Genomic DNA, 14,351 nt, shown 5'->3' on the forward strand with positions numbered 1-14,351 from the left:
CACGCCGACGGCGGCTCCGCTCACCCTCTGTCAGCGGCTGCGCGCCCTCCGTCGGAGCTTCGTCAGTGCTGCCGCTCGGACGGCGCTCCGGCTCCCTGATGGGTCCCGACGGGTACGGGCGGGGCCGTGGTGCCGAAGGTGCGCCGATAGGCGGCGGGCGAGGTGCCGAAGGCCGTACGCATATGGGCGCGCAGCGAGTTCCCGGAGCCGAGGCCCGCGCGGTGGGCGACGAGGTCGATGGGCAGGTCGGTGGTCTCCAGCAGCTGCTTGGCCAGTTCCAGACGCTGCGCCGTGAGCCACTGCACGGGGGTCATGCCGACCTCGTCGCGGAAGCGGCGGGTGAAGGAGCGAAGGCTCATCCGCGCGTGCTCGGCGAGCCGGGCGAGGGTGAGCGGTTCCCCCAGGTGCTCCAGGGCCCAGGCACGGGTGGCCGTGGTGCTGGCCAGGGTGGGCTCGGGGACGGGCCGGTCGATGAACTGGGCCTGTCCTCCGTCCCGCCACGGCGGCACGACGCACATGCGGGCCGCGCGGTTCGCCGCCGCCGCACCGTGGTCGCGGCGGATCATGTGCAGGCACAGGTCGACACCCGCGGCCACGCCCGCGGAGGTCAGCACGTCGCCGTCGTCCACGAAGAGCACGTCCTCGTCGACCTTGACCCGTGGGTAGGCCCGGCGGAACTCCGGCGCCAGGTTCCAGTGCGTGGTGGCCGGCCGGCCGTCGAGCAGTCCGGCGGCGGCCAGCACGTAGGACCCGGTGCAGATGGACACCAGACGGGTGCCGGGCCGGATGCCGGCGATGGCCGCGGCGACCTCGGGCGGGAGCGGGCCGCCGTGCCCGAGCTCCGGCATGGCGTGCGTGGGCGGGAGTACGACCGTGTCGGCGGCGGCCAGAGCCTCGGGACCGGCCGCGGGCTGCACGGTGAACCCGGCGTCGCTGAGGACGGGGGCGCCGTCGGCCGTACAGATCGTGACCTCGTACAGGGGGCGGCCCTCCGCGTCCTCGACGCAGCCGAAGACCCGGGAGGGGATGCCGAGCTCGAACGGCGGCACTCCGGGCAGCGCGAGCACGGCGACCCGGTGCGGTGTCACCCGCGGCTCCTCGTGGCTGTCCGGCGTCGTCCGGCCGACCGTTTCTCTCATGGCCAGATCCTGTCACATGCTGGCCGGACGGCCAATACCGTGGGAGGCCGGCGCACCGGATCGTGGACTCATCGCCGCCGGAGGAGTTCCGGGGCACGAGGATCGAGACGGAAACGAGGCGGACACATGCGTGCGGTGGTCGTGGAGCAGTGGGGCGGACCCGAGAACCTGGTGGAGCGCGAGGTGGAGCGCCCCACGCCCGGTCTGAACGAGGTCCTGGTGCGGGTCCACGCGGCCGGGGTGAACCCCGTGGACTGGAAGACCCGCGCGGGCGGGGCCCTCATCGAGTGGGGCGCCGTCCCGGCCGTCGGGTGGGACGTGTCCGGCACGGTGGAGGCCGTGGGGCCCGGCGTGGGGATCTTCCGCCCCGGCGACGAGGTCTTCGGCATGCCGCTCTTCCCCCGGCAGGCCGGCGGGTACGCCGAGTACGTCGTGGCCCCGGCCCGGCACCTCGCCCCCAAGCCCGCCTCGCTCACCCATGTGGAGGCCGCGGCGCTGCCACTGGCCGCGCTCACCGCCTGGCAGGCCCTCGTCGACACCGCGGACGTCCGCCCCGGGGAGCGGGTGCTGGTGCACGCCGCGGCCGGAGGGGTGGGGCACCTCGCCGTACAGATCGCCAAGGCGCGCGGCGCGTACGTCATCGGGACCGCGAGCGCCGCCAAGCACGACCTGCTGAGGGAGCTGGGCGCGGACGAGGTGATCGACTACCGCGAGCACCGCTTCGAGGACGTCGTCACGGGAGTGGACGTCGTCCTCGACGGCCTCGGCGGGGAGACGGCCGAGCGCTCCCTCACGGTGCTCCGTGAGGGCGGCAGGCTGATCACCCTGCCGGGACCGGACGACGTCCCCGCCGCCCCGGACGGCGTGCTGGCGGCCTGGGTCCTGGTCGAACCCGACCACCTCGGCCTGCGGGAGATCGCGGCCCTCGTGGAGCAGGGGCGGCTGAGGCCGGTGGTCGACACCGTCCTGCCGCTCGCCGAGGCCGCGAAGGCCCATGAGATCGGCGAACGGGGCCGCACCACCGGGAAGATCGTCCTGACGGTCGCCTGACCGGTCGGCGTGGACACGGCGCCGGTGGGCGACGGCGGTACCGCCCTCGCCCTCGGCGCACGACTCCTTTCCGCCCGCTGTGGAGAGGGGCGATGCCCGGCCTCCGGTGGTGGCCCCGGGCGAGTGGGCGCAGGGTGGGACGTGTGTGTGCGGGGCGGCGAGGACAGCCGCCCCGCTGTCGCGCGCCCGCCCGCACCCGAGGCCCCCCGATCGAGGGGCGCGTTACCGCCCGACGCGAGGAAAGGCAGTACGAGCGATGACCGACAGCCGACCCGCCACCACGACCGATTCCGGTGCCCCGGTGGAGAGCGACGAACACTCGCTCACCGTGGGCCCGGGTGGTCCGATCCTGATGCAGGACGCCTACCTGATCGAGCAGATGGCGCAGTTCAACCGCGAACGGATCCCGGAGCGCCAGCCGCACGCCAAGGGCAGCGGCGCGTTCGGCCGTTTCGAGGTCACCCACGACGTCAGCGGCTACACCAAGGCGGCGCTGTTCCAGCCCGGCACCCGCACCGATCTGGTCGCCCGCTTCTCCACCGTCGCCGGCGAGCGCGGCAGCCCGGACACCTGGCGCGACCCGCGCGGCTTCGCGGTGAAGTTCTACACCAGCGAAGGCAACTACGACATGGTCGGCAACAACACGCCGGTGTTCTTCGTCAAGGACCCCATGAAGTTCCAGCACTTCATCAGGTCCCAGAAGCGCCGCGCGGACAACAACCTGCGCGACCACGACATGCAGTGGGACTTCTGGACGCTCTCCCCGGAGTCCGCCCACCAGGTCACCTGGCTGATGGGGGACCGTGGCATCCCGCGCTCCTGGCGCCACATGAACGGCTACACGTCCCACACCTACATGTGGATCAACGAGTCCGGCGAGCGGTTCTGGGTGAAGTACCACTTCAAGACCGATCAGGGCATCGAGTTCTTCACCCAGCACGAGGCCGACCAGATGGCGGCCGTCGACACGGACTACCACACGCGCGACCTCTTCGAGCACATCCGCGACGGCGACTTCCCGAGCTGGACCCTGCACGTGCAGGTCATGCCGTACGAGAAGGCCGCGGAGTACCGGTTCAACCCCTTCGACCTCACCAAGGTCTGGCCGCACGGGGACTACCCGCTCATCCCGGTGGGCCGCATGACGCTCGACCGCAACCCGACCGACAACCACGCCGAGATCGAGCAGGCCGCCTTCCAGCCCAACAACCTCGTCCCCGGCATCGGACCCAGCCCCGACCGGATGCTGCTGGCCCGGCTGTTCTCGTACGCGGACGCCCACCGCCACCGCATCGGCGGCAACTACCAGCAGCTGCCCGTGAACGCGCCCGTCGTCGACGTCCACACGTACTCGAAGGACGGCGCGATGGCCTACCGCAAGACGACGGACCCGGTCTACGCCCCGAACTCCAAGGGCGGCCCGGCCGCCGACACCGCCCGCCACGGGACTCCGCCCAGCTGGGCGGCGGACGGCGAGATCACCCGGGCGGCCTACGTCTCCCACGCCGAGGACGACGACTGGGGCCAGCCCGGCACTCTCGTGCGCGAGGTCCTGGACGACGAGGCCCGCGACCGCCTGGTGGACAACGTCGTCGGCCACCTTCTCAACGGCGTCACCGAGCCCGTCCTGGAGCGTGCCTTCGCCTACTGGACGAACATCGACGGGACCCTCGGCAAGCGCATCGCCCAGGGCGTCCGGACCAAGGCCGACGAGAAGGATCCCAAGGCGGCCGAACAGGGCAACCCGGCGCGCCGTTCCATGCAACGGAAGGCCTGACGGAACCCGTCGCGGCGTCCGGCCGCGTATCCCGGCCGGTCGAACGCGACGGCCGCCGGAGCGGTGACGACTCCGCCGAAGGCGCCCGGGTGCTCCCGCGCGCCTTCGGCGGCCGTCCGTTCCGACACCACAGGTGCGGGAAGGCCAGCGCCGGATCCGTCCAGGCCGATCGCCGCATGGCCGTGTCTCAGGCCGGGTGCCAGTCGGGTCGGCGGCCGCTGAGGCCGATCACGCGGTCGAGCAGGGGAGCGCCGTCCGGTACCGCGACGACGGGGCCGAAGAACCCGTCGTCGGAGGCGTCGTCGGTCGGAGTCAGCAGAGCCTCGGAAACTCGTAGCTCCTCCTCGCTCACCTCGTACGCCTGACCGGTGGCCCGCGCCAGGTCCCAGCCGTGGATCAGCAGCTCGTCGAGCGCGATCCGCCCCATGACGGCGGCCGGCAGGTCGATCCCGCCCGCCTGTGTGTCCCCCTCCCAGGCGCCCGGCTCGCGCCAGGCGGCGGCCAGTTCGTCCAGCACCTTCGGCAGGGCCGCCCGCCAGTCGTCCGCGAGCACCGGACGGGACGAGCCGGGCGGTGTGCCGGTCGTCGGCCCGACCTGCTTGCGAGCCGCGTCGCAAAAGGCGACGCCGAGCCCGGTGAGATGGCCGAGCAGTTCCCGTACCGCGTACTCGGGGCAGGGCGTCGGGTCGTCGAGCCGCGCGTCGTCGACGCCCTCCGCGAGCCGGGCGACGCGCTCCGCGGCCGCTCCGAGATCGATCGGTTCCGTGAGTGACGTGTTCTCCATGCAGGGCAGACCGCTGGGCCGCCGGAAACTCATCGGTCGATACGGTGCGATCCTCGCGGAGAGCGAAGGCGGCCGGGCTTCCGGCACGCCTGCCTCAGGTGGCGACGGACAGCAGGTCCACCACGAAGACCAGGGTCGAACCCGCAGGGATCAACGGCGAGGGCGACTGCTTGCCGTAGCCGAGACGCGGGGGAACGATGATCTCGCGCCGACCGCCGACCTTCATCCCCCGCACCCCCCGGTCCCAGCCCTTGATGACCCTGCCGCCGCCCAGGGCGAACTTGAACGGCTGGCCCCGGTCCCAGGAGGCGTCGAACTCCTTGCCGGACTCGAACGTGACGCCGACGTAGTGAACCCGGACGACCGTGCCCGGCTTCGCCTCGGCTCCGTCCCCGACGACCAGGTCCCGAACGGTCAGCTCCGTCGGAGCGTCCCCCTCCGGAACGTTGACCTCGGGTTTCGTCGGTTCACTCATCGCAGCCTCATCACTCTCCGCCGGAAGCCCGGGCACAGCACTGCCGGACACAGGGAGCATAGGCAATCCGGCCGAGCACGGCGCTCGGCCGGTATCGGGTGGGGCACACTGGCGGCGTGCGCATCGTGATGATGACGGCGGGGTCGCGGGGCGACGTCGCGCCGTTCACGGGTCTGGGTGCCGGTCTCGTACGGGCCGGGCATGAGGTGACGCTGGCCGCGCACGGGGTGTTCGAGCCGCTGGTGGCAGGGTCGGGGGTGCGGTTCCGTCCGCTGCCGATCGACCCCCGTGCCGAGCTGCACTCCGCGCGGGGCCGACGGCTGAATGACGCCAGGACCGGCGCGGGAAAGCTCGTACGGCTGGCGTCCATGGCCCGGGGAGCGGCCGACGAGATGACGGCGGCGCTGGTGGACGTGGCGCGGGAGGGTGAGGTCCTGCTGGTCAGCGGGTCGCTGGGGCCGCTCGGGTACGCCATCGCCGATGGCCTGTCGGTGCCCGCCCTGGGGCTGCACCTTCAGCCGCTGCATCCGACCGGGGAGTTCCCCGCTCCGGTCCTGGGGGCGAGGTCCCTGGGCGCGGTGGGGAACCGGCTGAGCGGACGGGTCGTCATGACGTCGGTGGAGGTGCTGTTCTCCGACGCCGTACGGTCACTGGGGCGGCGGCACGGGCTCGTGACGGCGGGCAGGTTCCGGACTCGGCGTGTGCGGCCGGTGCTTCACGGCTACAGCGAGCTCGTCGTCCCCCGGCCCCGGGACTGGCCTGCCGGCCTTGAGGTGTCCGGGTACTGGTGGCCGCACGAGACCGGGCAGCTGTCCCGGGAACTGGAGGACTTCCTCGCCGCCGGGCCCCGACCGGTCTTCGTCGGCCTGGGCAGCGCCACCGTTCCTGATCCCGAGCGCGTGAGCCGCGAGATCGTCACCGCGCTGCGCGCGGCGAAGGTGCGGGGGATCGTCCAGCGGGGCTGGGCAGGACTGGGTGCCGTGGGCGACGACATCCTGACCGTCGACGAAGTACCGCATTCCTTGCTGTTCCCGCGGACGGCCGCCGTCGTCCACCACGCGGGGGCGGGCACGACCGGCGCCGTCCTGCGGGCCGGGGTGCCGAGCGTTCCGGTGCCGGTCCAGTTCGACGCGGCGTTCTGGGCGTCCCGGCTGACCGCGCTGGGCACCGCGCCCGGGGTGGTGCCGCTGCGCCGTCTCACCTCCGGGGCCCTGGCCGGGGCCCTGCACCGGGCCACGACGGACGAATCCCACTGTGTGCGTGCCCGCGCGCTGGCCGACCGCCTGGCCGCGGAGGACGGGGTCGCGCCGGTGCTCGCCGCGCTCGACCGACTGTCGCGCTGACCGCTCGACCGACTGTCGCGCTGAGCGCTCGACCGGCCGTCGCTCTGACCGCTCGCCCCCTGACGCGCTTTCGGCTCGCCTCCCGAATTGACCGCTGACCCACCGTATTTGTGCGTTGTGGGCACGGTCTTTCTGCCCGGCCACCGCCTGATTCATTGACAGGTCCAGGCCATCTTCGCCACTCTTGAGAGCGCTCTCACGAGCTCACGTCCCCCAGCACGGAGTCCCCACCTCCGAGGAGCCCTCATGTCCCCACGGCACAGGCGCACCCGCATCCGGCTCATCCCCCTGGCCGCCGCCGCGCTGATCGGCGCCACCGTCACCGTCGTCGGAGCCTCCGACCCGGACCCGGCCTCCGCCGCCGTCCCCGCGACGATCCCGCTCACCTTCACGAACAACTCGGCCCGTGGCGAGCAGGTCTACGTCTACAACCTCGGCACCGAGCTCTCGACCGGCCGGCAGGGGTGGGCGGACGCCAACGGCACCTTCCACCCGTGGCCGGCCGGGGGCTCCACGCCCGTGCCCGCACCCGACGCCGCCATCACCGGCCCGGCCACCGGCCGCTCGATCACCATCCGGATGCCGAAGTTCTCGGGCCGGATCTACTTCAGCTACGGCCAGAAGCTGGTCTTCAAACTGGCGACGGGCGGCCTGGTCCAGCCCGCGGTGCAGAACCCCAGCGATCCCAACAGGAACATCCTGTTCAACTGGTCCGAGTACACCCTCAACGACTCGGGCCTGTGGATCAACAGCACCCAGGTCGACATGGTCTCCGCGCCGTACGCCGTCGGCGTCAAGCGCCCCGACGGCACCGTCGCGAACACGGGCCGCCTCAAGCCGGGCGGCTACCGCGGCTTCTACGACGCACTGCGCGGCCAGCCCGGAGGCTGGGCCAACCTCATCCAGACCCGCGCCGACGGCACCGTGCTGCGCGCCCTGGCCCCGGGCCACGGCATCGAGGCCGGCGCGCTGCCCTCGGGGGTGATGAACGACTACATCAACCGCGTCTGGACCAAGTACGCCACCTCGACCCTGACCGTGACGCCCTTCGCGAACCAACCTTCGGTGAAGTACCACGGCCGGGTCTCGGGCAACGTCATGAACTTCACCAACAGCGCGGGGGCCGTCGTCACCTCCTTCCAGAAGCCCGACTCCGACAGCGTCTTCGGCTGCTACAAGCTCCTCGACGCCCCGAACGACCAGGTGCGCGGCCCCATCTCCCGCACGCTCTGCGCGGGTTACAACCGCTCCACCCTGCTCACCAACCCGAACCAGCCGGACACCTCGTCGGCCGGCTTCTACAAGGACGCGGTGACCAACCACTACTCCCGCAAGATCCACGCCCAGATGGCCGACGGCAAGGCGTACGGCTTCGCCTTCGACGACGTCGGCGCACACGAGTCCCTGGTGCACGACGGCGATCCGCGACAGGCCTACATCACGCTGGACCCGTTCGACTAGGCCCACCTCTGACGTGACCCGCAGACCAAGGCTCCGGCCCTGCACCGAGCTTGCCTCGGTTCAGGGCCGGAGTCGTCCTCGGTCAGCGGAAGCTCCAGCCGAACTCCACGCCCGCCGACACCCGTGGGCCTCCGATTCCCCAGGACATCCCGGTGCCGCCGGTGAGCGAGCCGTCGCGGGTCGACGTCGTGAGGGAGCCGTCGAGTCCGATGCCCAGGTGGCCGGTGGTCGCCGAGAGGTCTTTGCTGATGGTCAGCGTCCCGGGCGGGTCGATGTCGCCCTCGCTGCCCTTGACGGTCTTCGCGACGCTGACGCCCGGCAGTCCCCAGCCGCCCGACAACTTCACGGAGACGCTTCCGCCAGGTCCGGCGGAGTCATGGCCGCTGCAGTACTCGAAGCCGAAGCCGACGATGATGAGCGAGACGGAGAAGGACGTGCACTCCATGATGCTTCCCTGCATGTTCCGACGGGCGGCCTCGCGCTGCTCGGCGGCCTCGCGGGCGCGCCGCTGCTTCTCGGCCTCCTGCCGGGCCTCCCGGTCGCGGTTGCGCGTGGCGGCGCAGCCCACGGCGTAGGCCGACGCCCGCTCGGAGCAGAGGTCCATGCTCCCGAAGATGCCGGACTTCCTGTCCAGAGGGCTGTCGCAGCGCAGCGGCCCGAGGCAGCGGTGCCCGTCCCTCGACGACGGAGGCACGTTCTCGATCCTCAGCGGCGGGCGGGTCAGACCGGAAATGATGCAGCGGGCACCGCCGGGAGCGTCGACCAGCGCGCAGATCATCAAGCCGGTGCTGTCGTTGAAGCTGGCCGGATTGTTGTTCGAGTAGGCGAAGCCGTTCAGGGACTGCGGGTCCATCGGATTGACCATCGGGTCGACCGACAGGAACTTGCCGGTCCCGGGGTCGTAGTCGCGGGCGCCGAGCCGCGTGAGCCCGGTGACGGCGTCCTCGGTACCGCCGACGAAGCCACGGCGGCCCGGCAGCGCAGGCTGCGCGGCGTCCGGCCCGGCGGCGGCCTGCCGGGGAAGTCCGAACGGGTCGAGCCTCCGGCGGGTCGGCGCCAGGCTCGCCGCGTCGACGGCGAGGGTGCCCGTCCCGTGCAGATCGCTGACCTGGTAGCTGACGCGCGCGCCCACCCGGACCGCGATCGTGCGGTCCTTGCCGTCCGCGTAGTAACGGGTCCCGCGCAGCCGGCCGTCGGCGTCCGCTCGCAGTTCGCCGATCGGCAGGTGGAGGGAACGCCCGCCGGCATCCCGCGTGATCAACCGGACCCCTTCGGTGTCGTAGACGTACGAGGTCGTCCGCCCGTCCTGTTCCACGGAGGCCAAGCGGTCCTCCACGTCCCACGTGAGCTCTTGGGGCGTGCCGGAAGGGCCCGGCCGCAGCGTGGTGGCTCCGGTGGGGCTGTACGCGTAGACCTGCGTCTGCTCGTCGAGGGCCCCGGAACCGGAACCCGAGCCCGTGGCCGCCGTTCCCGAGGGACCGGTCGTGGTCACCGACCGGACGGTGTGCGGCTGGGCCGAACCCGGCTCCGGGTAGTGGTAGGTCCGGACCGTGTCGGCCGCGCCGGCGAGACCGTGCCGGGTCTCGGTGCGCCGGTTGCCCGCCGGGTCGTAGGTGAAGCCGGCCCAGTAGGGCGCGGGCCCGCCGACGGTGCTTCCCGGTGCACCCTGGCAGTCCCCGGACGGCGTCCACGCCTCCTTCGTGCGCCGAAGGTGGTCATGGGCGAAGCACTGGGTGTCCAGGCCGTCCGGGGCGTCGCTGCGGATCCGGGTCACGTTGCCGATCGGGTCGTACCCGTAGGTCGTCTCGTCGACCTTGAGCGAACCGCTCTCCCGCTCCGTCAGCGTGCGCTCGATCCTGCGCGTGCCGGGCTCGTAGTACGTGCTCTGCCACAGCGAGGCGCCCTCCGTGCCCTGCGACAGCCGGGCGGGCTCCCCGAACGCCGTGTAGTGCATGTTCGTGACGTACTCGCCGGCCGACGAGGTCAGCGACTTGAGGAGACCGAGCGCGTCGTAGCGGTACACCAGGCTCTCCGCCGGCAGGTCGCCGACCCGGGGCAGGCGCCTGCCGGCCAGGCTGCCATCGGGGTTGTAGGCGGTGACCGTCTCGTAGCTGCGCGGCAGGCCCGCCTCGGCCTCGGGCAGGGTCAGCACCGTGCCGGTGGTCCGGTTCCCGGCGTCGTACCCGGTCACGAGCGTGCGGTAGGCACCGTCGTCGGTGTGGCGGACGGAGGAGGCGAGCAGGCCCTTGAGGGGGCGCCCGCTCGCATCGGGGACGGTGTCGTACGTCCACTCCGCGAGCAGCGGTCCGGTCTCCGAGCCGGAACGGACGGCGGTCCGCCGGCCCAGGGCGTCGTAGGAGTGGACGGTCGTCTTCCCGCGCGAGTCGGTGCGGGTGCGCAGCTGCCCGGCGGCGTCGTAGGTCATCCGGGTGGTGCCCTTGTCCGGGTCGTGGGTCTCGACGCGGTTGCCGGCCAGGTCGTACACGTACCGCAGGATGTTGCCCCCGGCGTCGGTGACCGTCTCGGTCTCGCCGCCCTTGGTGTAGGTGTAGGCGGTGGCGTCGTGGGCGCCGAGCGGCTCGGCGCCGTGGAACTGCCGCAGCTGGGTGGTGCGGCCCCTGGCGTCGGTGTACGTGGACGTGGTGGTGCCGCCGCTCGGCGGGACGACCTCCGTGTGGTCCCCGTGGTGGCGGGTGACGGTCCGCCACTCGCGGCCGGGAGTCCTGGCGACCGAGGCGGTCACCCGCTCGGCGCCGTCGTACTCGGTGAGCACCTGTGACGGCACCGCGATGGGGTCGGCCTCGACCAGGTCGGGGCCGTGCTGTCCGGTCGTGTTGTACGGCTTGTTGGTGAGCACGACGAGCCCGCGCGAGTCGTACCGGGTGTCGGTGACGACCCGGCCGCCGCCCCAGGCCGGCTTCTGCGTCTGACGAGGCCGCAGCAGACCGTCGAACAGGGCGACCTCGGAGGTGTAGTCCCCGGAGCCGACGAGCTTCTCCGTGGTGACGGCGCTCGCCCCGTCCTTGCGCAGGAGGTACCGGAACCGCGTGTGCGGTTCCTCGGAGGCCTTGGCCCGGCCCGGTTTCCACACCGAGGTCAGCCGGCCCAGCGGGTCGTGCGACAGATCGGTGCGGCGGCCGTTGGCATCGGTCACGGTCTGCGGCTCGCCCCACTCGACCCGCAGGTCGGTGGTGGTCGTGTGGCCCAGCGGATCGGTGACGGTGGTGCTGAGCGCCGGTCCGGTCGCCGGCGTATGGACGGTGGTGGTCCGCCGGCCGAGCGCGTCGGTCGTCTCCACCGCCCGGCCGTGGACGTCGTACCGGGCCTGCTCTTTGACGGCGTACTCGGGAACACCGTCGCGGTACGACACGACCCGCTCGGTCCTGGTCGGGTCACCGGCGGTCGGCGGGGCACCGAACGCGCCTCCGTCGAAGAAGGTGCGCTCGTCCGACACGGCGTGCTCGGGGTAGCGGGCGGGCGTACCGCACGAGACGGCCACCGTCTCGGTACGGCTCACCGGCGACAGCAGCCAGCTCGTGGTGTTGCGGGCGTAACTCGTGCGCACACAGCGGTCGTCGGTGGCCGTCGCGGTGTCCCCGAGGTCGTCGGTCTCGGAGACCAGACCGTGCTCGTCGTAGCGGGTGTGCCGCTCGGCACGCCGCCACCGGCCCTCGTCGAGCGCCGTCTTGGTGACCACCCGGCTCGGCCGGACCATCACGGCGGTCCGGCTGCCGAGGCTCGCGGTCTGCTTGCGCCAGGCGTCCGTGATGACGTCGGTGACCACCGGCCCGCCCGGCCCCCGGCGGGTGATCTCCCCGCGGAGGAAGCCCTGGAGGCCTTCGGAGTCCTCGACCAGGCGGCCGTCCGTGTCCTCCAGCTGCACGGGTGGCTTGGTGCCCCCGGCCGGGTCGAGCCGGTCTCCGTGCATGCCCCGGAAGTAGCGGAACTCCTTCTCCGTGCGCGCCACGCCCGGATCGGTCGGGTCCCCCTTGCGCTCCAGCACCCTGCCGTAGCCCCGCCACTGGGACCACGTCCGGCGCTCCCGCGGGATCAGTTCGTTGTCGTTGTAGCGCCACGCGCCGCCGTCGAGGTAGTCGTAGGTGGTCACCTGACTCGGCGCGCCCTCGGCCCGGTCCGTCTGCACGACTTGTGAGACGACGTACTTGTGGAACCAGTCGTCCCGCGCCTGTCCCTGCTCGTGCGCCCAGTGGACCGGGAAGCAGCGCAGCGTGTTGGTCTCGGCGGTGGGCAGGGCCGAGGCCCGGCAGTTCGCCGGCGCGTAACCGAGACTCAGCACACCGCCGGCCTCGTTGTGCACCGCGTGGAGGCGGAACTTGTTCAGCGGCGGAAGTCCGTCGGGGCTGGAGTCGACGCGGTTGGGCAGCGCCTCGCCGTGGAACTCGACGGGCGGCACGCTCGTGCGTCCGCCCGCCAGCCCCGTGTGCGTGACGTCGCTCAGCCACAGTGCCGGGCTGGTCCTGTCACCCGGAAGCGGGAAGAGGTGATTCAGCGACCACGAGTCGACGTCGGAGTAGCCGGAGTCGCCGCGGACCTGGGTGGTGACCTTGGCGAGCCGCTTGGTGGTCCAGAAGGTGGGCGCGTACTTCTCCGGGCATGCCGCGGCCGTCGCCGCACAGTCCTGGTCCCAGGGCACGTCGGGATAGCTCTGCGGAGTGTGCTGCGCGCAGTCCGCCTGCGGTGCGCACCGGTCGGCCGACTCGAAGAGGACGCGGGCGGGGGCGGGTCCCTCCACGCCCTCCCTGGTGCCGTACTCGACCCGCTCCAGCTGACCGCCCCTGGTGTACTCGGCCTTCGCCTTGGCCATGTTCAGGCCGTAGGAGTTGGTCTCCTTGCCGTAGTGGTACGAGATCGTGCCGCCGTGCCGGTCGACGACGTGGTCGAGGTTCCAGCGCCACGCCCGCGGGCACCACGAGGAGGCGAACGTGCCGGTGTGGCAGGGCTCACCCGCGTCGTTGCCGAACACCGGGACCGTCCACGTGGACCGGCGCTCCGGGCGGGACCCGAAGAAGTACTGGGTGCCGTCCGCCGTGGTCACCTTCCAGTGCTCGCCGAACTTGTCGTCGTTGGAGGCACCGGTGAGCAGCTCGATCCTGGAGCCGTCGTCGTCCTTCGGCCGCCACGCGCCCGACCCGTCGTGGACGAACTCGGTCGCGCGGCCGCCGTTCACCATCGACACATGGTGGTCACCGGCCCAGCACAGGTCGCCGGTCTTCTTGCGCTCGTCGCTGATGTCGTGGGAGCAGGAGGCGAACGACCGCGTGATGTAACCGGGCCAGAGGTCCCACCCTTCGCCGATCCAGGACGGCTGGTTGTTGGAGGCGGCGACCCGTCCGTCGACCGCGCCGGTCGAGTAGCTCAGCGAGACCGTGGGCTGGAGGCCGCCCGGGACCGGCGGAACGCGCATCGGGTAGGTCCAGCCGAACGTCCCGCTGTTCGTCGAGACCTGCCAAGTCGCCGACGGCGACAGGGGAGTGGCCTTGTAGTCGCCGGTCGCCCCCTCAGGGGTCGCCGCCAGCGCGAACCGGGTGGAGGGCCCGGAGAGGTCCAGCCGCGCCGCGACCCGGCCCGCCGCGAGGTCGTTGCGGGTGGGGACCGGTGTCAGAGTGCGGCACTCCGCGCGTCGCGGGGTCCGGGCCGCGCAGGGCGGGAGGGCGGCCAGCCGGAGCCGGGCGGCCCAGTCCCCGCCGAAGGCATGACGGAACGAGGAGTAGTCCACTTCCACGGCCACCGAGGCGGAGTCGCTCCCGCGGTCTGCCGCGCGCAGGTCGAACAGCAGGGCGGCGGGCAGTCCGGCGTCGACGGCCGACTCACGGGGGAGCACCGTGACGCCGACCTCGGAGGGCGAAGGGGCGTCGAGCGCGGGGTCCACCTGGCCGATCCACACCGGAGTCCGGCCCGCGTGGACGAGGCCGGGCAGGCCGTCCGACGACCAGGCCGGCAGATCCACGTCCGCGGCCTCGGCCGCGGGCCAGGCCACCGGCGGAGTGCCCCTCTGCTGGGCGGCGGCGGCCGGATCCGGCGCGATCGGCCGCACTTTCACCGGGGTGACCTCGACCGGCGCGTCGTACTGCACGGGGCTGGGCGTTCCCCGTCGAGCCCTGTCCGGCAACAGCTGACCGGCATCCGCCGGCAGGGCGGCGAGCAGGGAGCTCAGCAACACGGCGGCCAGAACGGTCGCGCGGGCACGGTGCCGTGTCCGCGGCCTGCGTCGCATCGCAACGGCCCGGTCCATCGCAGTTCTCCGATCCAGCGTGTGCGGCCAAGGTCAGTGGCCATCGGTCATCAGTCGGGTGGTCCGGGC

Annotated in this window: 8 protein-coding genes; 4 read left to right on the top strand and 4 right to left on the bottom strand. The window is 72.3% G+C overall.

The window, feature by feature from the left end; all coding sequences use genetic code 11:
• Positions 1-62: 62 nt before the first annotated feature.
• Complete coding sequence (locus SGA01_RS01815; protein ID WP_141292612.1) at positions 63-1,139, bottom strand: GlxA family transcriptional regulator; 1,077 nt, start codon at positions 1,137-1,139, stop codon at positions 63-65.
• Positions 1,140-1,265: 126 nt separating this feature from the next.
• Between SGA01_RS01815 and SGA01_RS01820 the strand changes: the two genes are divergently transcribed.
• Positions 1,266-2,189 carry an NADP-dependent oxidoreductase gene (locus SGA01_RS01820; protein ID WP_141292614.1) on the top strand — a complete coding sequence of 308 codons (924 nt, stop codon included), beginning with the start codon at positions 1,266-1,268 and terminating at the stop codon, positions 2,187-2,189.
• A 256-nt stretch (positions 2,190-2,445) separates the two neighbouring features.
• Positions 2,446-3,966 carry a catalase gene (locus SGA01_RS01825; protein WP_141292616.1) on the top strand — a complete coding sequence of 507 codons (1,521 nt, stop codon included), beginning with the start codon at positions 2,446-2,448 and terminating at the stop codon, positions 3,964-3,966.
• A 187-nt stretch (positions 3,967-4,153) separates the two neighbouring features.
• On the opposite strand, the gene SGA01_RS01830 is transcribed toward SGA01_RS01825, so the two are convergent.
• Positions 4,154-4,783 carry a TIGR03086 family metal-binding protein gene (locus tag SGA01_RS01830; protein ID WP_229917708.1) on the bottom strand — a complete coding sequence of 210 codons (630 nt, stop codon included), beginning with the start codon at positions 4,781-4,783 and terminating at the stop codon, positions 4,154-4,156.
• A gap of 61 nt (positions 4,784-4,844) precedes the next feature.
• On the bottom strand, positions 4,845-5,225 hold the full coding sequence (locus SGA01_RS01835) for an FKBP-type peptidyl-prolyl cis-trans isomerase (protein ID WP_141292618.1): 381 nt from the start codon (positions 5,223-5,225) through the stop codon (positions 4,845-4,847).
• A 131-nt stretch (positions 5,226-5,356) separates the two neighbouring features.
• Here SGA01_RS01835 and SGA01_RS01840 point away from each other — a divergent pair, with 131 nt between their 5' ends.
• Positions 5,357-6,568, top strand: coding sequence for a glycosyltransferase (locus SGA01_RS01840; protein WP_167533980.1), 1,212 nt, complete (start codon positions 5,357-5,359; stop codon positions 6,566-6,568).
• 246 nt (positions 6,569-6,814) lie between these two features.
• Positions 6,815-8,029: a glycoside hydrolase family 64 protein gene (locus SGA01_RS01845; RefSeq protein ID WP_141292621.1), complete on the top strand. Its 1,215-nt coding sequence runs from the start codon at positions 6,815-6,817 to the stop codon at positions 8,027-8,029.
• 82 nt (positions 8,030-8,111) lie between these two features.
• Here the strand turns inward: SGA01_RS01845 and SGA01_RS01850 are convergent, their stop codons facing one another.
• Positions 8,112-14,210 carry an RHS repeat-associated core domain-containing protein gene (locus tag SGA01_RS01850; protein WP_167533974.1) on the bottom strand — a complete coding sequence of 2,033 codons (6,099 nt, stop codon included), beginning with the start codon at positions 14,208-14,210 and terminating at the stop codon, positions 8,112-8,114.
• Positions 14,211-14,351: the final 141 nt, after the last annotated feature.

This window comes from Streptomyces gardneri, from assembly GCF_006539185.1.
In the GTDB taxonomy this organism is placed as follows: Bacteria; Actinomycetota; Actinomycetes; order Streptomycetales; family Streptomycetaceae; genus Streptomyces; species Streptomyces gardneri.